Source organism: Pseudotabrizicola sp. 4114 (assembly GCF_031457365.1).
Lineage (GTDB): Bacteria > Pseudomonadota > Alphaproteobacteria > Rhodobacterales > Rhodobacteraceae > Pseudotabrizicola.
Map to the genome: position 1 here is coordinate 235,483 of NZ_JAVDWP010000003.1, position 24,937 is coordinate 260,419.

Annotated in this window: 18 protein-coding genes; 17 read left to right on the plus strand and 1 reads right to left on the minus strand. The window is 64.3% G+C overall.

The annotated features are described in order from the left end of the window. Positions 1-26: 26 nt before the first annotated feature. Positions 27-1,028: an ABC transporter substrate-binding protein gene (locus tag J2X53_RS08585; protein ID WP_349037076.1), complete on the minus strand. Its 1,002-nt coding sequence runs from the start codon at positions 1,026-1,028 to the stop codon at positions 27-29. 304 nt (positions 1,029-1,332) lie between these two features. Here J2X53_RS08585 and tpa point away from each other — a divergent pair, with 304 nt between their 5' ends. The 17 genes from tpa (at position 1,333) to J2X53_RS08670 (ending at position 24,935) form a co-directional block, all read left to right on the plus strand. Then, the gene (tpa, locus tag J2X53_RS08590; RefSeq protein WP_349037077.1) at positions 1,333-2,709 is read left to right on the plus strand and encodes a hypotaurine--pyruvate aminotransferase Tpa; all 1,377 of its coding nucleotides are present in this window, start codon (positions 1,333-1,335) and stop codon (positions 2,707-2,709) included. Between the two features lie 193 nt (positions 2,710-2,902). Then, positions 2,903-4,366, plus strand: coding sequence for a PLP-dependent aminotransferase family protein (locus J2X53_RS08595; protein ID WP_349037078.1), 1,464 nt, complete (start codon positions 2,903-2,905; stop codon positions 4,364-4,366). A gap of 98 nt (positions 4,367-4,464) precedes the next feature. After that, entirely contained in the window at positions 4,465-6,237 is a 1,773-nt protein-coding gene (gene xsc / locus J2X53_RS08600; protein WP_349037079.1) for a sulfoacetaldehyde acetyltransferase, read from the plus strand. Next, positions 6,234-6,977, plus strand: a complete 744-nt coding sequence (locus tag J2X53_RS08605; protein ID WP_349037080.1) for a sulfite exporter TauE/SafE family protein — start codon at positions 6,234-6,236, stop codon at positions 6,975-6,977. Before xsc ends, J2X53_RS08605 begins: the two co-directional genes overlap by 4 nt. Further along, entirely contained in the window at positions 6,977-8,068 is a 1,092-nt protein-coding gene (locus tag J2X53_RS08610) for an acetate kinase (RefSeq protein WP_349037081.1), read from the plus strand. The genes J2X53_RS08605 and J2X53_RS08610 overlap by 1 nt, the downstream gene beginning before the upstream one ends. Continuing rightward, positions 8,065-10,848 carry a molybdopterin oxidoreductase family protein gene (locus J2X53_RS08615; protein WP_349037082.1) on the plus strand — a complete coding sequence of 928 codons (2,784 nt, stop codon included), beginning with the start codon at positions 8,065-8,067 and terminating at the stop codon, positions 10,846-10,848. The genes J2X53_RS08610 and J2X53_RS08615 overlap by 4 nt, the downstream gene beginning before the upstream one ends. Continuing rightward, on the plus strand, positions 10,845-11,582 hold the full coding sequence (locus J2X53_RS08620) for a 4Fe-4S dicluster domain-containing protein (RefSeq protein ID WP_349037083.1): 738 nt from the start codon (positions 10,845-10,847) through the stop codon (positions 11,580-11,582). Before J2X53_RS08615 ends, J2X53_RS08620 begins: the two co-directional genes overlap by 4 nt. Next, positions 11,583-12,452: a DmsC/YnfH family molybdoenzyme membrane anchor subunit gene (locus J2X53_RS08625; protein ID WP_349037084.1), complete on the plus strand. Its 870-nt coding sequence runs from the start codon at positions 11,583-11,585 to the stop codon at positions 12,450-12,452. A 77-nt stretch (positions 12,453-12,529) separates the two neighbouring features. Then, on the plus strand, positions 12,530-16,033 hold the full coding sequence (locus J2X53_RS08630; RefSeq protein WP_349037085.1) for a PAS domain S-box protein: 3,504 nt from the start codon (positions 12,530-12,532) through the stop codon (positions 16,031-16,033). A 151-nt stretch (positions 16,034-16,184) separates the two neighbouring features. Beyond that, complete coding sequence (locus tag J2X53_RS08635; RefSeq protein WP_349037373.1) at positions 16,185-17,168, plus strand: BMP family protein; 984 nt, start codon at positions 16,185-16,187, stop codon at positions 17,166-17,168. Beyond that, a complete protein-coding gene (locus J2X53_RS08640) occupies positions 17,165-18,682 on the plus strand; it encodes an ABC transporter ATP-binding protein (protein WP_349037086.1) in 1,518 nt (505 codons plus the stop codon). The genes J2X53_RS08635 and J2X53_RS08640 overlap by 4 nt, the downstream gene beginning before the upstream one ends. Continuing rightward, positions 18,672-19,715 (plus strand): ABC transporter permease, encoded by a 1,044-nt coding sequence (locus J2X53_RS08645; protein ID WP_349037087.1) that lies wholly within the window; start codon positions 18,672-18,674, stop codon positions 19,713-19,715. The genes J2X53_RS08640 and J2X53_RS08645 overlap by 11 nt, the downstream gene beginning before the upstream one ends. Positions 19,716-19,790: 75 nt before the next feature. Beyond that, a complete protein-coding gene (locus tag J2X53_RS08650; protein WP_349037088.1) occupies positions 19,791-20,741 on the plus strand; it encodes an ABC transporter permease in 951 nt (316 codons plus the stop codon). After that, positions 20,741-22,009, plus strand: a complete 1,269-nt coding sequence (locus tag J2X53_RS08655) for an amidohydrolase family protein (RefSeq protein WP_349037089.1) — start codon at positions 20,741-20,743, stop codon at positions 22,007-22,009. The genes J2X53_RS08650 and J2X53_RS08655 overlap by 1 nt, the downstream gene beginning before the upstream one ends. Before the next feature lie 154 nt (positions 22,010-22,163). Beyond that, entirely contained in the window at positions 22,164-22,448 is a 285-nt protein-coding gene (locus tag J2X53_RS08660) for an STAS domain-containing protein (RefSeq protein ID WP_349037090.1), read from the plus strand. Further along, the gene (locus tag J2X53_RS08665; RefSeq protein WP_349037091.1) at positions 22,445-22,813 is read left to right on the plus strand and encodes a response regulator; all 369 of its coding nucleotides are present in this window, start codon (positions 22,445-22,447) and stop codon (positions 22,811-22,813) included. Before J2X53_RS08660 ends, J2X53_RS08665 begins: the two co-directional genes overlap by 4 nt. Further along, complete coding sequence (locus J2X53_RS08670) at positions 22,767-24,935, plus strand: chemotaxis protein CheA (RefSeq protein WP_349037092.1); 2,169 nt, start codon at positions 22,767-22,769, stop codon at positions 24,933-24,935. Before J2X53_RS08665 ends, J2X53_RS08670 begins: the two co-directional genes overlap by 47 nt. Positions 24,936-24,937 lie beyond the last annotated feature (2 nt).

The window sequence follows — 24,937 nt, forward strand, 5'->3', positions numbered from 1 at the left end:
CGCCCCTAAGCGTTTCATCGGCGCGCTTACATGCCGCTTGCGGCAGTCAGCGGCGCGGTGTTGACCGTGGTTTCATAGCTGGGCAGGGCTGCGGGGATCGAGCCTGCGGTGACAAACACCTCGGCCACGCCCTGCATGAACTCCTGCGCGCCGCCGCCCAGCCATTTGGCCGAAAGCTGGTCTTCGACAGAAGGGAAGACAAAGGTGCTCATGTCCTTTTCAGCCGTGGCCACATCAATGCCTGCGTCCTGTGCGATGACCGGCAGCATTTCTGCCTTTTTCGAGCCTTCGTTCCACATGGCGTTGCTGTCCGCCACCACTTTCAGGAACTTGGCAACCACATCCGGGTTTTCGGCCACAAAGGACGCGGGGGAGGAGGTCACATCGAACACCAGAATGCCAAGCGCCTCTTTTTCGGCGCCGGTCAGCAGGACGTTGCCATGTTCCTTCATGCGGTTCAGACCGCCACCATAGCCACAGGCCATGTCGATGGAGCCTTGGGCAATCGCCGCAGCCCCTTCGGGCGGGGCCATGTCGATGATCTCAAGGCTGGCCAGATCGACGCCGAAATGGTCCATCTGCTTGAGAAAGCCATAATGCGCCGCAGTGCCGAGCGGAACGGCGACCTTTTTGCCGGCCAGATCGGCGGCGTTGTCCTTGGTGATGTCAAGATCACTGCGCACCACGCAGTTGTCATTGTCGGAATAGCTGACGGCGACATCAATGATCTGCAGATCCTGCCCGGCGCTTGTGGCCACCACAAACGGCGGCAGGCCCTGCGACACGGCAAAATTCACATCGCCCGCAGCCATCGCCGCAGACATCGCGGTGCCGGTGTCAAACGCGACCCAGTTCACCTTCATGCCCATGGCTTCGTCAAAGGTGCCATTGGCCTTGGCGTATTGGAACGGCATCGGCCATTCCATGAAATAGGCGACCGTCACCTCGTCCAGCGCCATGGCGCTGGTGGTGCCTGCCAACAGGGCCACTGTGGCGGCAGCGCTTGTGAGTGTCTTGCGGAATATCATCCTTGGGGTTCTCCATGTTGGTTTTGTCTTTTGGTTTTGTCTTGCCCTCATTGGTCGGGGCGGGTTTGGCTCTGTCCAGCGGCTTGCCCGGGTTTCAGGAAATCGGAAGGACCGCTTCCACGCAAGGCAAGCCGTTGCCTTGTGATCTTTGCCGCGCTTTGCCGCATCGCAAAACGATTCTGTAACTGGCGCTATCGGGGCAGGGCGTCTGGCCCTACGAATGCCTGCGGCAAAGGCGGATGCTGGCGCAAAGGCCGGTCAGGTTCCGACGCGGCCCGGCACTGATCACAGAAAGGCACGGTCCATGGACGGCTATAGCAGCAATGACATCTCAGCGGTGGTCGAGGCTGACCGCGCCCACGTCTGGCATCACCTGAGCCAGCACAAACCCTATGAACAGGTTGATCCGCGCGTGATCATCGAGGGCAAGGGGATGCGGGTCTGGGATGCGCGCGGCAAGGAGCATCTGGATGCGGTTTCGGGCGGGGTCTGGACCGTGAACGTCGGCTACGGCCGCGAGAGCATTGCCAATGCGGTGCGCGATCAGCTGATCAAGATGAACTATTTCGCAGGCGCGGCCGGGTCGGTGCCGGGTGCGCGCTTTGCCCAACGGCTGATCGAAAAGATGCCGGGGCTGAGCCGGGTCTATTATTCGAACTCCGGCTCCGAGGCGAATGAAAAGGTCTACAAGATGGTGCGCCAGATCGCGCACAAGCATCATGGCGGGAAGAAGTGGAAGATCCTTTACCGTGAGCGGGACTATCACGGCACCACCATCGGCACGCTGGCGACCAGCGGGCAGGCGCAGCGGGCGGCGCAATACGGGCCGTATCCCGATGGCTTTGTGATGGTTCCGCATTGTCTGGAATACCGCAAGCAATGGGAAGTGGAAAACTACGGGCTGCGCGCCGCCGAGGCGATCGAAGAGGTGATCCTGCGCGAAGGCCCCGACACGGTGGGCTGCCTCGTGCTGGAGCCGGTGACGGCGGGCGGCGGGGTGATCGTGCCGCCAACCGGCTATTGGGAGAAGGTGCAGGAGATCTGTGCGAAGTACGACATCCTGCTGCACATCGACGAGGTGGTGTGTGGCGTCGGCCGGACGGGCACATGGTTCGGCTATCAGCATTACGGCATTAAGCCCGATTTCGTGACCATGGCCAAAGGGGTTGCCTCGGGCTACGCGGCGATTTCCTGCACGGTGACCACCGAGGCGGTGTTCGCGCTGTTCAAGGATGATCCGACCGATCCGATGAGCTATTTCCGCGACATCTCGACCTTTGGCGGCTGCACCGCCGGGCCGGCGGCGGCGCTGGAAAACATGCGCATCATCGAGGATGAGGGTCTGCTCGACAACACCACCGCGATGGGCGCGCGGCTGATGGCCAACCTGCACGCGCTGATGGACAAGCATGCGGTGATCGGCGACGTGCGCGGCAAGGGGTTGTTCTGCGGCGCTGAACTGGTGGCGGACCGGGGCAGCAAAGAGGCGCTGGATGAGAAACGCGTGCAGGCGGTGGTTGCCGATTGCATGGCGCAAGGCGTGATCATCGGCGCCACCAACCGCTCGGTGCCGGGGCTGAACAACACGCTGTGCCTGTCGCCCGCGCTGATCGCCACGCCGGATGATATTGACCAGATCACGGATGCCATTGATCAGGCCCTGACGCGGGTGTGCGGCTGACGCGGTTTCAAGGACATTGAATCCTCTGCCCCGAAGAGGGGCAGAGGATATTGTTTTTGTGTCGTCGTCGCGTGCCGCTCCTCCTCCGTTTTGCCTCCGGCGGGAGTATTTGGGAAAGCTGCAATCGCAGGGGCGGGCTTGACCTTTGGGCGGGGGCGGCGTTGTCTGGTCTTATTGATGATAAGGCCAGATCATGCCCATTCCCGCCGAAGCCTTTTTCCTGCCGCCCGGAACCGCCGGGACGCTGCAAAGCCGGATCCGGTCGATGGTGGTGCAAGGCGTGCTGGCGGGGCGGTTGCGGCCCGGTGACAAGATGCCGTCGTCACGCGGGCTGGCGGTGCATCTGGGAGTCAGCCGGATCACGGTGACGCTTGCCTATGCCGATCTGGTGTCTTCGGATTACCTGTCGGCGCGCGGGCGGTCGGGCTATTTCGTGTCGGACACCGCCCCACGCGCGCCGGAGTTTCCCTCGGCCCCCGTACGGGATGAGGGCGTGGATTTTGCGGCGCTGACCGGGGCGCGGTTCTCGAAACAGGCGCGGCTGGCCAAACCCGAGGATTGGGAGCGCTATCCGTTCCCGTTCATCTACGGACAGGCCGACCCGGCGTTGTTTGACCACCAGAACTGGCGCGCCTGCGCGTTGCGCGCCTTGGGGCGGCGGGATTTTGCCGCGCTGACCTCAGATTATTACGAGCGTGATGATCCGATGCTGATCGAGCAGGTGCTCCGCAGCATCCTGCCACGGCGGGGGATTGCCGCGCGCGCCGACGAGGTGTTGCTGACCATGGGCGCGCAGAACGCGCTGTGGATCGCAGCACAGGTGCTCTTGGGCCCGGGTAAGCGGGCGGTGATGGAAAACCCCGGCTATCCGGGCCTGCGTGCCATTCTGGAGCCCTCGGGGACGGAAGTTCTGGCGGTGGATGTCGATGAGAACGGCTTGCCGCCGGAGCGGGTGCCTGCGGGCGTGGATGTGGTGTTCACCACCGCCTCGCATCAATGCCCGACCAATGCGACCATGCCGGTGGCGCGGCGGGTGGCATTGCTGGAGGCGGCGTCAAGGCAGGGGTTTATCATTGTCGAGGACGATTACGAATTCGAGATGTCCTATCTGAAACCCGTCGCCCCGGCGTTGAAGTCCTTGGACCGCGAGGGCCGGGTTGTGTACGCCGGGTCGTTTTCCAAATCGGTGTTTCCGGGGCTGCGGCTGGGCTATCTGGTGGCCTCGCCCAGTTTCATCGCCGAGGCGCGGGCGCTGCGGGCGATGGTGCTGCGCCATCCGCCGGGGCATATCCAGCGCACGGTGGCGTATTTTCTGGCCGATGGGCATTACGACGCGCTGATCAACCGCATGCGCGTGGCGTTCCGGCGCAGGCGGCAGGTGATGGAGGAGGCTCTGGCCGAACAGGGGCTGAGCGTGGCGGGGCAGGGCGGCTTTGGCGGGTCGAGCATCTGGATGCGGGCCGCCGACGGGGTCGATACCGAAGTGCTGGCTGCGCACCTGCGGGCCGAGGGCGTGCTGATCGAGCCGGGGCGCGCGTTTTTCCACCCGGGCGGTGCCAGCCGCCAGCATTACCGGCTGGCCTATTCTTCGATTGCGGCGTCGCGCATCCCCGAGGGTATTGCACGGATTGCACTTGCGTTGGGGGCGATGCGATAGTCACACTCTGGACTTAAAGGCGCGAGGCCTCTGGCCCTAAGGCCGGTCTGGCGGCCCCGGTAGAGTGGCGCAAAGATGCCCTTGCAGGAGCCGGACCGATGCGTATGACCACCGAAGAAGCCTTTGTGAAAACCCTGCAACGGCATGGCATCGAACATGCTTTTGGCATCATCGGATCGGCCTTCATGCCGATCTCTGACCTGTTTCCGCGCGCCGGGATCACGTTCTGGGATTGCGCGCATGAAGGCAGCGGCGGGATGATGGCCGATGGCTATACCCGTGCCTCGGGCAAGATGAGCATGATGATCGCGCAGAACGGGCCGGGGATCACCAATTTCGTGACGGCGGTCAAGACCGCTTACTGGAACCACACGCCCTTGCTGCTGGTCACGCCGCAGGCCGCGAACAAGACCATCGGCATGGGCGGCTTTCAGGAAGTCGAACAGATGGCGCTGTTCAAGGATATGGTCTGCTATCAGGAAGAGGTGCGCGACCCCAGCCGCGTGGCCGAGGTGCTGAACCGTTGCATCCTGCAGGCCAAACGCCGGTCGGCGCCGGCGCAGATCAACATGCCGCGCGATTTCTGGACCCAAGTGATTGATATCGACCTGCCCGAAGTGGTGGAGTTTGAGCGCCCCGCAGGTGGCGAGACGGCGATTGCCGAAGCCGCAGCGCTGCTGTCGGAGGCAAGGTTTCCGGTGATCCTCAATGGCGCAGGCGTGGTGCTGGGCGGGGCCATTCCGGCCAGCATGGCACTGGCCGAACGGCTGGATGCGCCGGTCTGTGTGGGCTACCAGCACAATGATGCGTTTCCGGGCAGCCATCCGCTGTTTGCCGGTCCTTTGGGCTATAACGGGTCGAAAGCGGCAATGGAGTTGATTTCCGAGGCAGATGTGGTATTCTGTCTGGGTACCCGGCTAAACCCGTTTTCAACGCTTCCGGGATACGCGCTGGACTATTGGCCAAAAGCGGCCAGGATCATCCAAGTCGACATCAACCCCGATCGGATCGGGTTGACGAAACAGGTAACGGTGGGAATTGTCGGCGACTCGAAAAAGGTCGCCGAAGCGGTTTTGGCGCAGTTGGCCATCACCGCCGGTGACCATGCGCGCACAGAACGCAAAGCAAAAATCGCACAGGTGAAATCGGCATGGGCGCAGGCGCTGTCGTCGATGGATCACGAAGACGACGATCCGGGCACGTCGTGGAATCAGCGCGCGCGGGAGGCCAAGCCGGAGTGGATGAGCCCGCGCATGGCTTGGCGCGCGATTCAGTCCGCACTGCCGCGTGACGCGATCATCTCCAGTGACATCGGTAACAATTGCGCGATCGGCAATGCCTATCCCACCTTTGAGGCCGGGCGGAAGTACCTGGCACCGGGGCTGTTCGGCCCTTGTGGCTACGGCTTGCCTGCAATCGTCGGGGCCAAGATTGCCTGCCCCGAGGTGCCGGTGGTGGGCTTTGCTGGCGACGGGGCTTTTGGCATCGCTGTGACGGAGCTGACCGCGATTGGCCGCCCGGAGTGGCCGGCAATTACCATGGTCGTGTTCCGCAATTACCAATGGGGCGCGGAAAAGCGCAATTCTACCCTGTGGTATGACGACAACTTTGTCGGCACCGAGCTGGACGAGGGGGTATCCTATGCCGGGATCGCGCGGGCCTGCGGCTTGCAGGGCGTGCAGGCGGGCACGATGGACGCGTTGCGCGCGGCGCTGACACAGGCGCTGGCCGATCAGAAGGCGGGCAAGACCACGCTGATCGAGGCGCTGATCAACCAGGAGCTGGGCGAGCCGTTCCGCCGCGACGCGATGAAAAAGCCGGTGGAGGTGGCGGGGATTTCAAAGGCTGACATGCGGCCGCAGGTCGTATGATCCCCTTTGAGCTGGGGCTTGGTGGTACGGGCTGGCTGGCGGCGGTGATCTTTGCCGCCGCCTTCATCCGGGGCTATTCCGGCTTTGGCTATTCGGCGATCGTCGTTGCAGGCTCCGCTCTGGTGACCAATCCGCTCAACCTTGTCGCCGTAGTGGTGCTGATGGAATGCGCCATGTCGCTGCAATCGGCGCGCGCGGCGGGTCCGCATGTTGACTGGCGGCGGGTTCGGTTCTTGTTGGCGGGCGCTGCTGTCGGGCTGCCGCTGGGGCTGTGGGTGCTGACCGGGATCAGTGACGACGCGGCAAAGGCGGCAATTTCCGGCTATGTCCTGCTGATGTGCGGCGTGCTGCTGCTGGGGTGGCGCTTCCGGGCCGAGATCCGGGGGCGCGGCAATCTGGCGGTCGGCGTGGCCTCGGGGCTTGCCAATGCACCGGGCATGGGCGGGCTGCCGGTGGCGGCGTTCTTTGCGGCGCAACCGATGCCCCCGGCGGTGTTCCGGGCGACATTGATTGCGTATTTCCCGCTGCTGGATCTTTATTCCGCGCCGCTTTACTGGTTTGCAGGACTGGTCACCATGGATACGCTTTGGGCCGGGCTGATTGCGCTGCCGTTGACAGTCGCCGGCAACTGGCTGGGTGGGCGGCATTTCTTTGGCACCGACCCGCAGGACTTCCGGCGCTTTGCGATTCTGCTGTTGGCGGGGCTGGCGGTGCTGGGTTTGGGGAAAGCGATCTTGTAATGCTTCTTGTTGTCAATTCTGGTTCGTCTTCGGTCAAGCTGGCGGTGTTTGACGGGGCAGAACTGCGTGCGCAGGCGCAGGTCGAAGCGATCGGCAGCGGCGGGCCGGTGGATCATGCGGCGGCGCTGACGCTGGGGCTGGAGCGGCTGGCGGTGCCTGCGGCGCAGTTGCGGGCGGCGGCGCACCGGGTGGTGCATGGCGGGGCAGGGCTGACCCAGACCTGCCGGATCACGGCGAAGGTGGAGGCGGGGATTGAGGCTTGCGCCGGACTTGCGCCGTTGCACAATCCGCCCGCTTTGGCCGGGATACGCGCGGTGGCGCAGCTCTGGCCAGATTTGCCGCAATATGCGGCGTTTGACACCGCTTATCATGCGACCAATCCGGAGGTCGCAACGGCCTATGCTCTGCCGCTGGCAGAGCGTCAGCGGGGGCTGCGGCGCTATGGGTTTCACGGATTGTCCTATGCTGCCATCGTCCGCAACATGCGCGAGGCGGGGGCCCTGCCAAAGCGGATGCTGTCCTTTCATCTGGGCAATGGGGCCTCGGCCTGCGCGATTCTTGACGGGCGGTCGGTGGCATCAAGCATGGGGTTTTCGCCGCTGGATGGGTTGACCATGGGCACGCGGCCGGGAAATCTTGATCCGGCGGTGGTGCTGGATCTGGTGGCACGGCATGGCGCGGATGCTGCGGCGCAGATGCTGAACCGCGCCTCGGGGCTGAGAGCGTTGGGGGGCAGCAATGACATGCGCGCGCTGCACAGCGCGGGCACGCCCGCGGCGGCGTTTGCCATTGACCATTTCTGCTATTGGGCGGCGCGCCACGGCGCCTCGCTCTGTGCCGCTTTGGGGGGGCTGGATGCCATCACCTTTACCGGCGGGATCGGTGAGAATGACGCACTCATCCGTTCCAAAATCGTGAACCAGCTTGCCTTTCTGGGGGCGGTCCTTGACGGTGAGGTCAATGCGCGGGGTGATCGGGCCCTGCACGCGGCGACATCCTCCGTCGCGATCTGGACAGTTCCTGCGGATGAAGAACGCCAGATTGCGATAGAGGCAGAGGCCGTCATGCGGCAAGAGGAGGGGCTGCAATGAACCAACCGCGTCTGAACACATCGCCGCATGTCTCTGATGAGGTTCGCAAAACCACCTGCTACATGTGCGCCTGCCGCTGCGGCATCAATGTGCATCTGACCAGCGGAAAGGTCAGCTATATCGAGGGCAACCGCGATCATCCGATCAACAAGGGCGTGCTCTGTGCCAAGGGCGCAAGCGGGATCATGCAGGTCACCGCCCCCAGCCGGCTGACCTGCCCCTTGCGGCGGGTCGGGCCGCGCGGCTCTGGCGCGTTTGAGCCGATCAGCTGGGAAGAAGCACTGCAAACCGCGGTGGACTGGATGCGGCCGCTGCGGGAAACCGCGCCGGAAAAGCTCGCGTTTTTCACCGGGCGCGATCAGTCGCAATCGTTCACCGGCTGGTGGGCGCAGGCTTTTGGCACGCCGAATTATGCGGCGCATGGCGGGTTTTGTTCGGTCAACATGGCGGCGGCGGGGATCTACACCCTTGGCGGCGCGTTCTGGGAATTTGGTGCCCCCGATTGGGAGCGCAGCAAGCTGTTCGTGCTGTTTGGCGTCGCCGAAGACCATGACAGCAACCCGATCAAGATCGGCATCGGCAAGATGAAGGATCGCGGTGCGCGGGTGATCGGGGTCAACCCGATCCGCACCGGCTATAATGCGGTGGCCGATGACTGGATCGGGATCACGCCAGGCACCGACGGGCTGCTGATCCTGTCGCTGATCCATTGCCTGCTGGAGGCGGGCAAGGTCGATCTGGAGTATCTGGCGCGGTTTACCAATGCGGCCTACCTGATCAACGACACGCAAGGCCCGGAAAAGGGCCTGTTCGTGCGAAACGCCGAGGCGCAACCCTTTGTGATCGACCGCCGCACCGGCATGCCTGCGCCCTGGGAGGCCAAGGGCGTGCAGCCCGATCTGGGCGCAAGCTGGCAGGGGTATCGCACGGTGTTTCAGCACATGGCTGAACGCTATCTGTCGCCCGACTATGCACCGGAGGCGGTGGCAGGGCGCTGTGGAGTCACGGCGCTGCGGATCCGGCAGCTGGCGGCAGAGCTAGCGAGCGTGGCCTTTGATCAGGCGATTGAAATCGCGCAGCCTTGGGTGGATTTCCGGGGCGACGAACATGCCACCATGATCGGCCGCCCCGTCAGTTTCCACGCCATGCGTGGGATTTCGGCGCATTCCAACGGCTTTCAGACCGGCCGCGCGCTGCATCTGCTGCAGATCCTGCTGGGCGCGGTGGAAACCCCCGGCAGCTGGCGGATGAAACCGCCGTACCCGAAACCGATGGAGGCGCATCCGACGCCGCATTTCGTCACCGTGCCCGGCAAGCCGCTGTCCGGCCCACATCTGGGCTATGTGCGCGGGCCGGAGCAACTGGCGCTGCTGCCCGATGGCTCTCCGGCACGGATCGACAAGGCCTTCAGCTGGGAAAACCCGTTTTCGGCGCATGGCATGATGCATATGGTCATCCCCAATGCGCATGCAGGCGACCCGTACCGCATTGATACGCTGTTTCTCTATATGGCCAATATGGCGTGGAATTCGTCGATGAACACCGCGCAGGTCATGGGCATGCTGACCGCGCAAGAGGCGGATGGCAGCTACACCATTCCGCGCATCATCTATTCCGATGCCTATGCGTCGGAGATGGTGGCCTATGCCGATCTGATCCTGCCCGACACCACCTATCTGGAGCGGCATGACTGTATCAGCATGCTCGACCGCCCCGTCAGCGAGCCGGACGCGGCGGGCGATGCGATCCGCTGGCCGGTGGTAGAGCCTGACCGCGATGTGCGCGGGTTCCAGTCGGTGCTGCTGGATCTGGGGGCAAGGCTGGGCCTGCCGGGTATGGTGAACGAGGATGGCTCGGCAAAGTTCAGCGATTACGCCGATTACATCGTCAACCATCAGCGCCGCCCCGGTGTGGGGCCGTTGATGGGCTTTCGGGGTAACGGCGATGGCGAGGGGCGGGGCGCGCCCAACCCCGACCAGATGGCGCGCTACATCGAGAACGGCGGGTTTTATCAGGCGCATGTGCCGGAGGAGGCTGCGTTTTTCAAGCCTTGGAATATGGCCTATCAGGATTGGGCGGTGGAGGTCGGGCTGTTTGACACGCCGCAGCCCTATCTGTTCAACATCTGGTCCGAACCGATGCGCCGGTTTCAGCTGGCGGCAGAGGGGCACGGCGCGGTGCAGCCGCCTGACCATCTGCGCGCAAGGTTGAAACTGGCGATGGACCCGCTGCCGGTCTGGTATGAGCCGTTTGGCGATGCGGCGGAGCCGTTTGGCTTCACCGTCCATGCCCTGACCCAGCGGCCGATGGACATGTATCACTCCTGGGGCAGCCAGAACGCCTGGCTGCGGCAGATCCGAGGGCATAACCCGTTGTTCGTGCCGACGAAAATCTGGCTGGAGCATGGATTCTCGGAGGGCGATTGGGCGCGCGTGACTTCACCCACCGGGCAGATCACGGTGCCGGTCGCGCATATGGCGGCGCTGAATGAAAACACGGTCTGGACCTGGAATGCGATCGGCAAACGCAAGGGAGCCTGGGCGTTGAACGAGGCGGCACCGGAGGCAAAGCAGGGGTTTCTGCTCAACCATCTGATTTCGGAACTGCTGCCAGCAAAGGGCGACGGGATGCGCTATTCCAATTCTGACCCGGTGACCGGGCAGGCGGCGTGGTTCGATTTGCGGGTGCGGATCGAGCGGGCAGAGCCGCCGCCCGAGGGCGAAAGCCTGCCTGCCTTTGGCGCAATCCCGCGTGTGGTGCCGGAAGGGGGCAAGCGATGACCTGTCTGCCGGGAAAAACCGACAAGGCCTTGGGGCTGGTGATTGATCTGGACACTTGCGTCGGCTGTCAGGCCTGTGTGACCGCCTGCAAGGGCTGGAACGATCAGGGCTATGGTGCGCCGCTGTCGGATCAGAACCCTTATGGATCAAACCCTTCGGGCACGTTCCTCAACCGGGTTCACAGCTATCAGGTGCAACCCGTTGAGGCGGCGCCGATGATCGTGAACTTCCCGCGATCCTGCCTGCATTGTGCGGATGCGCCTTGCGTCACCGTCTGTCCGACCGGGGCCAGCTACAAGCGGGTCGAGGACGGGATCGTGCTGGTGAACGAAGATGCCTGCATCGGCTGCGGGTTGTGTGCCTGGGCTTGTCCGTATGGTGCGCGCGAGATGGATGCCGATGCGGGGGTGATGAAGAAATGCACGCTCTGCGTTGACCGGATCTACAACGAAAACCTGCCCGAAGAAGACCGCGAACCGGCTTGCGTGCGCACCTGCCCGACCGGGGCGCGGCATTTCGGCGATCTGGGCGATCCGGAGAGTGCCGTGAGCCAGCTGGTCGCGGCGCGGGGGGGCTATGATCTGATGCCGGAGCAGGGCACAAAGCCGGTCAACAAATACTTGGCCCCGCGCAAAAAGGACCGGCCCGATCAGGCCAGCCTGCTGGCGCCCTTGCTGGACATACAGGCAACGGGCTTTGCCGGTTGGCTGGACCGGGTTTTGAGGAAGATCTGAATGAATCCGGCACCTTCTGTCATCATCTTCACCGTGTTTTCAGGCATGGGCTTTGGCTATCTGGCGCTGCTGGCCACGGTGCATGACTACAGTGGCATCGCGGCGTTCTGGCATTGGTTTGTCGGCTATGCGCTGGCCACGATCGGGCTTGCGGCCTCGGCATTTCACCTTGGCAATCCGGCCCGCGCGTGGCGGGCGTTCACGCAGTGGCGGTCAAGCTGGCTGAGCCGCGAGGCCTGGGGTGCGGTGCTGGCGCTCTTGGCGCTGGCCCCGGTGGCGCTGTCGGACTGGCTGGATCTTGGCCTGCCGCGCGGCTTTGGCTGGCCGGGGGCGGTGCTGGCGGTGGCGACGGTTGCCGCCAGTGGCATGATCTATGCCAGTATCCGCGCCGTGCCGCGCTGGCATCACTGGACCGTGCCGGTGCTGTTCGTGGCCTTTGCCTGTGCCGGGGGCAGTCTGCTGGCGGGGCTGCGTGATCTGTCGCTGCTGGCCCTGCTGGTGCTTGGCGCGCTGATGGTTCTGTACTGGCGGGTGGGCGACGGGGCCTTTGCCCGCGCGGGCAGCACGATGGGCACGGCGACGGGTCTTGGCACTCTGGGCGGCGTCTCTGTGTTTGAACCGGCCCATACGGCGGACAATTACCTGCTGCGCGAGATGATTTACGTGGTGGGGAGGCGTCATGCCGCAAAGCTGCGCGTGCTGGCGCTGCTGCTGGCGGTGGTCCTGCCGCTGCTGGCCATGCTGCTGTTGCCCGGCCGCTATGGCCCCTATGTCGCGGTGCCGCTGCATCTGCTGGGCGCCTTGGCGCACCGCTGGCTGTTCTTTGCCGAGGCCGAGCATGTGGTGGGTCTGTATTACGGCAAGCGCTAAAGCCTTGCGCGAAACGAGCCGCTGGATCATGCTGCAATCTTAAGGCGAAGCCGGGCGGAGGATGCGCACTGAACGCGATGGACGGGAACAGCCTGTCGGTGACCGACGCCGGGGCATTGCTCCTGGTGATCCCCGAGGTTTTGGCCGGGCTGGCAGAGGCCGGGCTGTCGGATTACCGGCCCGCCGCCATTGAAGAGGCGGTGCAAAACGCGCTGAACCAGCTGTCGGGTGCGCTGTCCGTGCCGCTGCGCCTGCAGATCGGAGAGCGGGTCTGGCAGACCGGGCAGCCGGGGCCGGGGCAGATCATCCATAGCGGGGGGTGTCTGGAAGGGGTGCCACAGACGCTGTCGGCCCCTGTACACAAAGCGTTGGAGTCAGGCCTGCGGGCGGTCATCGCGCTGTATCATACAGCGGCAAAAGCCTCTGTGCGGCAGGCGCAGGCGGCGTGGGTGGCATCAAGGATTACCCGGCGCGACCAGTTGCTGCGCCGGTTGTTTGATCTGTCGCCGGTTGGTGTTGTGCTGATTGATTTTGAAAGCGGCACCATCCTTGAAGCCAACACCGCCTTTATGGATTTTGGCGACTGGTCGCGCGAGTCGCTGGTCGGGGTCAACATCCGCTCGATCCTGCATCCTGATCATGCGCTTGCGATCAGTCAGGCGGTGGCAGAACTGGATGAGGGCGGCAGGTTTGGTCCGTTTGACCAGCGGTTCATCTGCCCCGACGGCTCTGGGTTTCCTGCGATTTTGCGGGGGTTGCTGCTGACCGGTGGGGAAGGACAGAAGATCGTCTGGCTGATGGTCGAGGATGTGAGCGAATTGCGCGCGCATCTGGCCGAGGTGCAGGCTGTGCGCGACGAGGCGGTGCGCGCCCGGGCCGAACTGCATACGGCGGTTCAGGCCTTGCCGCACGGGTTCATGCTGTGCGATGCCGAAGGCCGTATTGTCATGGTCAATACCCAGATGGTGAACATGTACCCCGAGCTTGCGCCGCTGATGGTGCCGGGCAGCCGCTACGAAGACCTGCTGCGCGCGGGTCTGAAAATCGGGCTTTGGCCCGCCACGCCCGGACAGGAAGAAGACCTGATAAAGGAGGTGATGGCCCGCCGCCGCGAACCGTTCATCGAGAAATTGTCCGAGTTGCAGGACGGCCGGGTGATACGGATCCTCGACCGCCTGACGCCGACGGGCGGACGTGTCGGTCTGCGCATTGATGTCACTGCCGAACGCGACAATGAACGCCGGCTGTCGCAGGTGATCGACGGGTCGCAGGCCGGGACGTGGGAGTGTGATTTCCTGACCTGGGAAAACCGGGTCAATGCGCGTTGGGCCGAAATGCTGGGCTGGACCTGTGAAGAGCTGGCGCCGATCAATCTGGGCACCTGGCAGGCCCTGCTGCACCCCGATGACCTGGAGCCGACGATGGCCTGTGTGGCGCGTGTGGCACAGGGGGAAACAGACCGCTTTGATGTGGTTTTTCGGCTGCGGCACCGGGCGGGGCACTGGGTCTGGGTGCAGTCGCGTGGGCAGGTGTCGTTGCGCAATGCCGATGGCCTGCCGGTTCGCATGTCGGGGGTGCATGTCGATGTCTCGGCGCTCAAGGCGGCCGAGCAGCGGCTGGAACAGATCATCGAGGGCGCCGAGGCGGGGATCTGGCACCATGACATGCTGGCGGGCATCTGCCATGTGAACGAGCTGTGGGTCCGGATGCTGGGCTATACGCTGGAAGAGCTGGGGCCGGTGACCGATGAGGTCTGGCAGGGCCTGCTGCATCCCGATGACTGGCGGATGCTGAACTGCAATATGCAGGCCCGCATGGCGAGCGGCAGCAACCAGTTTCAGGATGAATTGCGGTTGCGCCACAAGGATGGCCACTGGGTCTGGGTCGCGTCACGCGGGCATATCACCGCATGGGACGCTCAGGGCAATGTGACGGCAACTTCGGGCGTTCATCTTGATATCAGCGCGCGCAAGAAGCTGGAGGGCGATCTGGAGGCCGAGCGCGACTTTCTGGCGACGCTGACCGAAACCTCGGGCTCGGGCATTCTGGCGGTGGATGAGGATGCGCGGATCGTGTTCTTCAACCGCGAGGTGCAGCGTATTTTCGAACTGCCCGGCGAGGCGCTCTTGAATCAGGTCTGCGATTCAGAGTTGTTGCGTCTGACCGATTGTGATGGCCAACCGTTGCCGTTTTCCGGCTTGCCCTGTCGTGTGGCACTGTCCGAAGGGCAGGCTGTCCGCGATCTGCGGCTGTGTATCGCGATGGCTGACGGGCGGGAGAAGGTGCTGTCGGTCAATGCGGCGGAACTGCCTGATCCGGGCATGACGGCGCGGGTGGTCTGCACCATCACCGACATCACAGCAGCCGCGCAGGCCGAGAATGATCTGCGCGCGGCGATTGACCGGGCCGAGGCGGCCAACCGGGCCAAATCCCAGTTTCTGGCCAATATGAGCCACGAGCTGCGCACACCGCTGAACGGCGTGCTGGGGATGGCTGAATTGCTGGCGGGCGGCACGCTTGATCCCGGGCAACGCACCATGCTGAACGCGATCCGCGAATCCGGGGTGCATCTGTTGTCGGTGGTCAATGACCTGCTGGATCTGGCCAAGATCGAAAGCGGCAAGCTGGTGCTGGATCCGGCCCCGGTGAATGTGCGGGAACTGGCGGAGCGGATTGATGCCATGCACGGTCTTGCTGCGCGGCGCAAAGAGGTTGACCTGCGCGTGACCCTTGGTCCCGGTGCCGACAGGCTGCGGATGGGGGATGCAAAGCGGCTGTTGCAGGTGCTGCACAACCTTGTCGGCAATGCGGTAAAATTCACCGAGGCTGGGTCGGTGGAGGTGACGATCTGCGAACATGCCACGTCAGACGGTCAGCTGGTCATTGTGGTGTCAGACACCGGCATCGGGATGAGCGGTGATCAGACGGCGCGGGTGTTTGAGGAGTTTACCCAAGGCGACGATTCCATCACCCGGCGCTTTGGCGGCACCGGACTGGGCCTGCCGATCGTGCGGCGGCTGGTGGCGCTGATGGAGGGTGAGATTGCGCTGGTCAGCGCCTTTGGTCAGGGGACCACAGTGACCGTGACGCTTCCGATGCCGCTGGTCGCGGTGCAGGACGCGGTGGCAGACAGGTCTGATGAACCGCAGACAGACGGTCAGCTTGCCGGGCTGAATGCCCTGCTGGCCGAGGATAACCCGACCAACCGGTTGATCATGCGCGCCATGCTGATGCGGCTGGGAATATCGGTCATGCTGGTCTGCGACGGCGATGAGGCGGTAGAGATGTGGGCCCCCGGCCGGTTTGATCTGGTGCTGCTGGACATTTCGATGCCGCGCAAGGACGGACTTTCCGCGCTGGCCGAGCTGCGGGAAAAGGCGGGTCGTGACGGTCTGCCGCCGGTGCTGGCGGTCACCGCCAATGCCATGGCGCAGCACTTGCAGGAATACCACGAGGCCGGCTTTGCCGAAGTGATCACCAAGCCGGTCACGCTGGAGGCTTTGACGCAGGCCATCCACCGCGCGCGGCGCGCTGTTTCCCCGCTGCCCGCACTTTCATCACATCAACCCTTACGCCTGTGATGATTGCGCGTTTGCTATGCGCGGGCCCCCTGAGGAACGATTGCTTGTGGCGAATCGGAAATGGGTTTTACCGTATGGTCAAACAAACAAGAACGACAACAGGGGGATGACAAGGATGATCGGGATGAAACGGGGTGTGTCGCGGCGGGGAATGATTTTGGGCGGCGGGGTTCTGGGCCTTGGGGCCGCATTCCTGCCCCGCGCGGTGCTGGCGCAGGAGCCGCTGAAGGTGGCGGGGATCTACACCGTGCCGGTGGAGCAGCAATGGGCGGGGCGCATCCATCAGGCCGCCGAGGCCGCCAAGGCGGCGGGCGTGGTCGATTACAGCTATACCGAAAACGTGGCCAACACCGATTATCCGCGCGTGATGCGCGAATATGCCGAAAGCGGCGTCAAACTGATCGTGGGCGAGATTTTCGGGGTCGAGGCCGAGGCCCGCGAAGTGGCGGCGGAATATCCCGAGGTGGCGTTCCTGATGGGGTCGTCTTTCATGCCGGATGCGGCGGCCAACCCCAATCTGGCGGTGTTCGACAACTACATTCAGGATGCCAGCTATCTGTCGGGCATCATCGCGGGTGCGATGACGACATCGGGCAATATCGGGCTGGTCGGCGGCTTTCCGATCCCCGAGGTGAACCGCCTGATGCATGCCTTCATGGCCGGTGTGCGCGAGACGCGGCCCGATGCGACGTTCCAGGTCACCTTCATCGGATCCTGGTTCGACCCGCCGAAAGCCAAGGAAACGGCGTTCGCGATGATCGAGGCCGGGGCGGATATGCTGTATGCCGAACGCTTCGGCGTGGCCGATGCGGCGGCGGAAAAGGGTGTGCTGGCGATCGGCAACGTGATCGACACCCAAGCGGATTACCCCGAAACCGTGGTCGCCTCGGCGCTGTGGCATTTCGAGCCGACGTTCGAGGCGGCGGTGGCTGCGGTGACGGCGGGCAGCTTTGCGGCGGAAAACTATGGCGTTTACAGCTATATGCAGGCGGGCGGCTGTTCGCTGGCCCCGCTGGGAACCTTCGAGGGCAAGGTGCCAGCGGCGGCGATGGAGCTGGTGGCGGCACGGCAGGCGGCGATCATGGATGGCAGCTTTACCGTGACCATTGACGACAGCGAGCCGAAATCGTCGTGAGCTTTGCGCAAAGCGGGGCGGAGGTCGTCCTCCGCCTTGACCAGATCACCAAGCGGTTTGGCAGGCTGGTGGCGAATGACGCCATCAGCCTGACGCTGCACAAGGGTGAGGTGCTGGCGCTGCTTGGTGAAAACGGCGCGGGCAAGACCACGCTGATGAACATTCTGTTCGGGCATTATCTGGCCGATGAAGGGTCAGTGACCGTCTTTGGCCAGCCCTTGCCTGCGGGCCAGCCGAAAGCCGCGCTGGCGGCGGGCATCGGCATGGTGCACCAGCATTTCACGCTGGCCGATCAGCTGACGGTGCTGGAAAACATCACGCTGGGCACCAAAAGTCTGTGGAGCCTTGGCCGGGGGCGGGCGGCGGCGCTGGCCAAGGTGCAGGCGCTGAGCCGCGATTTCGGGCTGGCGGTAGCGCCGATGGCCCGCATCGCCGATTTGTCAGTGGGCGAGCGGCAGCGGGTGGAGATCCTCAAGGCGCTGTACCGCGACGCGCGCATCCTGATCCTCGATGAGCCGACGGCGGTGCTGACCCCGCAAGAGGCCGAGGCGTTGTTCCAGACCCTGCGGCTGGCAACGGCGCGCGGGCTGTCGGTGATCTTCATCAGTCACAAGCTGCACGAGGTGATGGGGCACTCTGATACCTGCGTGGTGCTGCGCCATGGCCGGGTGGTGGGGCAGGTGGCAACCCGCGACACCGACCGCCGCGCGCTGGCCGCGCTGATGGTGGGGGCCGAGATGACCGAGGCCACCGTCGCGCCGGGCGTGCCGGGGCCGGTCCGGCTGTCGCTGACGGGCGTGCGGGCGGGCGCGTTGCGCGACCTGACACTGGAGCTGCGGGCGGGCACCATCACCGGGCTGGCGGGCGTGTCGGGCAACGGGCAGGCGGCCTTGGCCGATCTGATCGGCGGCGCGCTGGGGCCAGAGGCGGGCGAGATGCGGGTGGACGGCGCGCCCGTGGCGCAGTGGACCCCGCGCGCAGCGATTGCGGCAGGCGTCGGGCGCATTCCCGAAGACCGCCACAAGACCGGAACGGTGGCCGATTTCACGCTGGCGGAAAATGCAGTGCTGGAGACCTATGCGCAGCGCTTTGCACGGCTGGGGTTCATCGACTGGGCAGCGGTGCGGGCGCACACGGTGGCCCTGATTGCGGGCTATGACGTGCGCTGCCCGGGGCCGGAGGCCCGCATAAGGCTGCTGTCGGGCGGCAACATGCAAAAGCTGATCCTGGGCCGGGTGATGGAAGAGACCCCCGGCATATTGATCGCCAATCAGCCGGTGCGGGGGCTTGACGTGGGGGCGATTGCCTATGTGCATTCCCGGCTGGTGGCGGCACGTGATGCAGGTGCGGCGGTGCTGCTGATCTCGGAGGATCTGGACGAGGTGATGGGATTGGCGGATGTGATCCATGTGATCAGTGAGGGGCGGTTGTCGCCTGCATTTCCGCGCGGGGCGCTGAGCCAGGCGGAGCTGGGGTTGTGGATGGCCGGGCAGGGGTTCGCACATGCGGCTTGAACCCGTCGCCAACCCGACGCTGCTGCGCCAGCTGGGCCTGCCCGCGCTGGCGCTGGGGGCCACTGTGCTGGTCGCCATGGCGCTGGCGCTGCTGGCCGGGGCCAATCCGCTGGCGGTGCTGGGGCAGATCGTGACCGGGGCGGTGGGGTCGCGTTTTGCGGTGCTGGAGACGCTGAACCGCGCGACGCCGCTGATCTTTACCGGGCTGGCGGTGGCGGTGGCGTTCCGGGCAAAGCTGTGGAACATCGGGGCCGAGGCCCAGCTTTATGCGGGCGCGATCATTGCGGTGCTGTTGGGCACCGGGGCGCTGGGCGCGCCCTTTGTGCTGCCCGTCAGCGCCGTGGTGGCGCTGCTGGCCGGGGCGATGCTGCTGCTGGTGCCGGTGCTGTTGAAGGTGCGGCTGGGGGTGGATGAGGTGGTGACCACGCTGCTTTTGAACTTCATCATGGCGCTGTTTGTCAGCTATCTGCTGGAAGGTCCGCTGAAAGACCCGATGGGCATGGGCTGGCCGAAATCCGCCGCGCTGATCCCGGAGGCGCGGCTGCCGCGCATGGTTGAGGGTCTGCGGCTGCATTGGGGCTTTGGGCTGGCACTGATAGCGGCGGGGATCGTCTGGGTGATCCATACCCGCACCACGCTGGGATTCGAGATGCGGGCGGTGGGGGCCAACATCCGCGCCGCGCGTTTTGCCGGCATGCCGGTGACCGCGGTGCTGGTCAAGACCGCGCTGCTGTCGGGCGGGCTGGCGGCTTTGGCGGGCTGGTCCGAGGTGGCAGGGGCAAAGGGCCACCTGTCTTTGGATCTGTCGCCGGGGTTCGGCTACACCGGCATCATCGTCGCCATGCTGGCGCTGCTGCATCCCTTGGGCGTGGTGGTGACGGCGCTGTTCGTGGCGGGTGTGTTTGTCGGGGCCGACGCGATGAGCCGCGCCGCCGGGGTGCCGACCTATATCGCCGACATGCTGCTGGCGGTGGCGCTGCTGTTCATGGTGCTGGCGATTGCCTTGACAAAGGTGCGGGTGGTGCGGGGATGACTGATGTCGTGACTTGGGCCAGCCGCCGGGGGCTTCGCGCCCCCGGACCCCCGCGGAGTATTTTTGCCAAGATGAATGGGGCAACAGGTGATTGAGATCCTGATCTCGGCCAGTTTCTGGGCGGCGGTGCTGCGCATCGCCTCGCCGCTGATCTTTGCCACCATGGGTGAGCTGATCTGCGAGCGGGCCGGGGTTCTAAACCTTGGGATCGAGGGGATCATGGTGATCGGAGCCTTTGCCGGGTGGATGGCGGTTTATCTGGGCCTGCCGCTTTGGGGCGGGGTGGCGGTGGCCTTTGGCGCCGGGGCGTTGTTCGGGCTGCTGCATGGGGTGCTGGTGGTGCCGTTTGGCCTCAGCCAGCATGTGGTCGGGCTGGGGGTGACGCTGCTGGCGACCGCGACCGCCTACTTTGCCTATCGGCTGGCCTTGCCGCAGGTGACGAGCCCGCCAAAGATCGTGCCATTTCAGGTCTGGGAGGTGCCGGTTCTGTCGGATATTCCGCTGCTCGGCCCCGCGCTGTTTGCGCAGACGCCGCTGACCTATGCCGCCTTTGCCTGCGCCGGGCTGGTGGCGTATGTGCTCTATCGCACGCCACTGGGGCTGGCGCTTCGGGCGGCGGGCGAGAATCCGGCGGCGCTGGAGGCGCAGGGCGTGTCGGTGACCGGGGTGCGGATCGGCGCGGTGATGGTGGGGTCGGGGCTGATGGCGGTGGGGGGCAGTTTTCTGACGCTGTCGGCGTTTTCGTCGTTTTTCTTCGAGATGGTCAACGGGCGCGGCTGGATCTGTATTGCGCTGGTGGTGTTCGGGGCCTGGCGGCCGGGCAAGGCGGTGCTGGGCGCGCTGTTGTTTGCCGGGTTCGATGCGTTGCAGATCCGCTTGCAGCAGACGCCGATGGGCGCGGTGGTGCCGTATCAGCTGTTCCTGATGCTGCCTTATGTGTTTTCCATTCTGGCGCTGGTGGTGATGTCACGCCGCGCGCAGGTGCCAGCCGCGTTGATGGTGCCTTATACCAAGGGGGAGCGGTGATGTTTGATCTGATCGTCAGGGGCGGCACCTTGCCGGATGGCCGGGTGGCCGACATCGGCATCCAAGGCGACCGGATTGTCGAGGTGGGGCAGATCGCGGCCGAGGCAGGCCGGGTGATCGAGGCCAGCGGTGATCTGGTCAGCCCGCCTTTTGTCGACCCGCATTTTCATATGGACGCGGTCTTGTCCTATGGCCTGCCCCGGGTGAATGCCTCGGGCACGCTGCTGGAGGGTATCGCGCTGTGGGGCGAGTTGCGCGCGGTTGCCACGGTGGAGGAAATGGCGGCCCGTGCCCTGCGCTATTGCGACTGGGCGGTCAGCATGGGGCTGCTGGCGATCCGCACCCATGTTGACACCACGCCCGACCATCTGCGCGGGGTGGAGGCGATGCTGGAGGTCAAGCGCCGGGTGGCGCCCTACCTCGATCTGCAGCTGGTGGCCTTCCCGCAGGATGGCCTGTATCGCAGCGCGACGGGCCGGCAGAACGTGCTGCGCGCGCTGGATATGGGCGTGGAGGTGGTGGGCGGCATCCCGCATTTCGAGCGCACCATGGAGGAGGGGGCCGAGTCCTTGCGCGATCTGGCCCGCATCGCGGCCGAGCGTGGTCTGATGTGGGATGTGCATTGCGACGAGACCGATGACCCGATGAGCCGCCATGTCGAGACGATGGCGCGCGAGGTGACGCGGCATGGTCTGGGGTCGCGGGCAGCAGGGTCGCATCTGACCTCGATGCATTCGATGGACAATTATTACGTGTCCAAGTTGATTCCGCTGATTGCGGAGTCGGGGATGTGTGCGATCCCCAACCCGTTGATCAATATTACCCTTCAGGGACGGCATGACAGCTATCCCAAGCGGCGCGGGCTGACCCGGGTGCGTGAATTGCAGGCGGCGGGGGTGACGGTGGGCTGGGGGCAGGATTGCGTGCTGGACCCGTGGTACAGCCTTGGTACGGCGGATATGCTGGATGTGGCCTTCATGGGCCTGCATGTCGCGCAGATGACCCACCCGGACGAGATGGCGCGCTGTTTCCGGATGGTGACGCAGGACAATGCTGCAGTCATGGGGTTGCAGGAGTATGGGCTGACCCCCGGATGCATCGCGTCTTTGGTGGTGCTGGATGCCGGGTCGCCGGTTGAGGCGTTGCGCCTGCGGCCGGACCGTCTGGCGGTGGTGTCCAAGGGGCGGGTCGTAGCGGAAAAGCGGCGCAATGACACGCGGCTGGTATTGCCGGGGCGGTCGGATACGGTGCGGCGTCGGCATCCGTGAGTGGCCCGACATGCAGAGGAACCGGCGCAAGCAGTTAAAATACCCTGCAATATGTGGCGCAGTTAAACGGTTCCTTCAGGCTTTCAGCGCTACCCCTTGATCCCACGGAGGGTCGCAACAGCCCCTCTGAGGCGGATCAGAGGGTCATGAAACGATGCGCAGAATTGAACTTGCAGCGAAGGTCACACCGGATTCGGCGCAGGCCTTGTGGTATGAACTGGAAAGCCGGTTTGATGCGGCCGGGGCGAAGCCCGACATCACCATTGAGGCCGCTGCCGTCCGGCACCTGAGCGCTGCTGCGGTTCAGGTGCTGCTGATGGCGCGCAAACGTGCGGTGCGGGATGGCGGCGCATTGGTGCTCGCCTCTCCTTCGCCTGAATGTATCGACTGTTTGCGGATCATGGGTGCATCGTCCCTGATCGGGGAGGATGCGGCATGAGCCTGCGGATCCTTGCAGTAGACGATTCCCTTACCATGCGCGAAATGCTGCGGCAGACACTGACCGAAGCGGGGTTTCAGGTGGTTCTGGCCGAAGATGGTCTTGACGCGCTCGAGCGTCTGCCGGGCGCGGAGCCTGACCTGATCCTGACCGATCTGAATATGCCGAAAATGGATGGCTTTGGTCTGATTGACGCCGTGCGCAATGGCGATCTGTATGCCCGGGTGCCGATTCTGGTGCTGACAACCGAAAGTGCCGCCACGCTCAAGGACCGTGCCCGCACGGCTGGTGCGACCGGCTGGATCACCAAACCGTTTGATGAACAATCGCTCGTCTCCACCATTCGTCGCGTTGCAGCTGTGTGAGGGTGGGATGGCAGGCCCGGTTGATCTGAAGGATATTTTCTTTGTCGAAGCGGACGAATTGCTTTCGGCACTCGAAGAAGGGTTGCGCGCGATTCAGACCGGCGCGCAGGAAGCGGATACTGTCAACGCCGTGTTCCGCGCCGTTCACTCGATCAAGGGCGGTGCCGGGGCATTTGACCTGAAGGCGCTGGTCGGATTTGCCCACAGGTTTGAAACCGTGCTGGACGCGCTGCGGGCCGGTCAGTTGCAACCGGAACCGGCGCTGCTTGGGGCGTTGCTGCATGCCAGCGATCATCTGGCTGACATGATTTCCGCGTCGCGTCAGGGCACAAACACCGATCCAGAGCTGGATGAACGGGTGATCATGGCCCTTGAGGCGCAGGCGGGCGGCGGCGGCCACAAAGAGGAGGAGGCGTTTGTCTTTGAGCCGCTGGCACTTGATGGCCCCTTTGGCATGGAATTCTCGCCCATGCCGTTGGTCACCGGGCGGCGTCGCGTGACGCTGACATTCAGGCCGCATGCGGGCTCATTTGCGTCGGGCCATGATCCCGCGCTGCTCATGCGCGACCTTTGCGCCGAGGATGAGGTTGAGGTTGATCTTGATCTGAGTACCTTGCCAGAGGCGGGAAATTTTGATCCCGGTCAATCCTATCTGGGCTGGACGGTCACGCTGCAAACGGAGCGTTCCGACAAGGATCTGCTTGCGATTTTCGAGTTTATTGAGGGCAGTTGCGACCTGACGCTTGCCTCGGACACCTCCACAGAACCAAGGAATAACCCGCCTCTGCCTGCCCCCCGCATTGCTTCTCCGGCTCTTGCGCCTGTATCCGCCACGCCGGTGCCTGCCGCGACCAAGTCACCGCCGCCCCCTGCCGCCACTGCGCCGCCCCCATCCGCAGGACCCGCCTCCGGTGCCGGGCCGCGGCCGACAATACGCGTGGATATCGACCGTGTGGACCGGCTGGTCGATATTCTGGGCGAGCTGGTGATACATCAGGCAATGCTGACCGAGGCTATTGAACAATCGCCGGGCTTTGGCTCGGTTGAGGTGGATCGCAGTCTGGACCAATTGCGCCAGCTGTCGCGGCAAATTCAGGAATCGGTCATGGCGATCCGCGCCCAGCCGGTGAAACCGCTGTTCGACCGGATGCACCGGATTGTGCGTGAAGCGTCGATGGCAGCAGGAAAATCCGCCCGTCTGGTCACCGAAGGTGAGGGAACGGAGGTGGACAAGACCATCATCGAGCGTCTGGCTGATCCGCTGACCCATATGATTCGCAATTCGGTGGATCACGGGCTGGAAAAACCCATGCGCCGCGATGAGATCGGCAAGCCGAATGAAGGCGTGATCAAGCTTTCGGCCGCGCATCGCTCTGGCCGGATTGTCATTACTGTTCAGGATGATGGTGCAGGGATTGACCGCGACAAGGTCCGGATGATCGCAATCGAAAAAGGGCTGGTTTCCGCGACGGCCGAGCTTTCTCCGCAAGAGATTGACGCGCTGCTGTTCCTGCCGGGATTTTCCACCGCCACTGAGGTTTCGGCGCTGTCAGGCCGTGGCGTGGGAATGGATGTGGTCCGCTCCGAAATCGCGGGACTGGGCGGCCGGGTCGGCATCGCTTCGGTCCGTGGCCAGGGAACCACGCTGACCATCAGCCTGCCGCTGACGCTTGCCGTGCTGGATGGCATGGTGTTCGAAGCGGCGGGGCAAACCCTAGTATTGCCGGTTTCGACCATCATTGAAACCCTGCGCCCCGAAGCGTCGATGCGACACAATCTGGGCCAGACCGACTCCGTCCTCGACGTGCGGGGGCGCTGTCTGCCGCTGATTGATGTCGGTATGGCCCTCGGCTTCCGGCGCAGCCTGAAACCGGGTGAAGGTGAAATCGTGGTTGTGGTCGAACGGGGTGATGAGGGCGCAATCGCCCTGATGGTCGACGGAATCCGCGATCAGCGGCAAGTGGTGATCAAGGGGCTGGAGGCCAATTATGGCCAGATCCCTGGCATCGCTGCGGCCACGGTTCTGGGTGATGGCTCGGTTGCGCTGATTCTTGACCCTACCGATCTTGCTGCCACCGGCCCGATACAGGCCCGTCCCGTCGTTTCCCTCGCTGCGGAGTAATG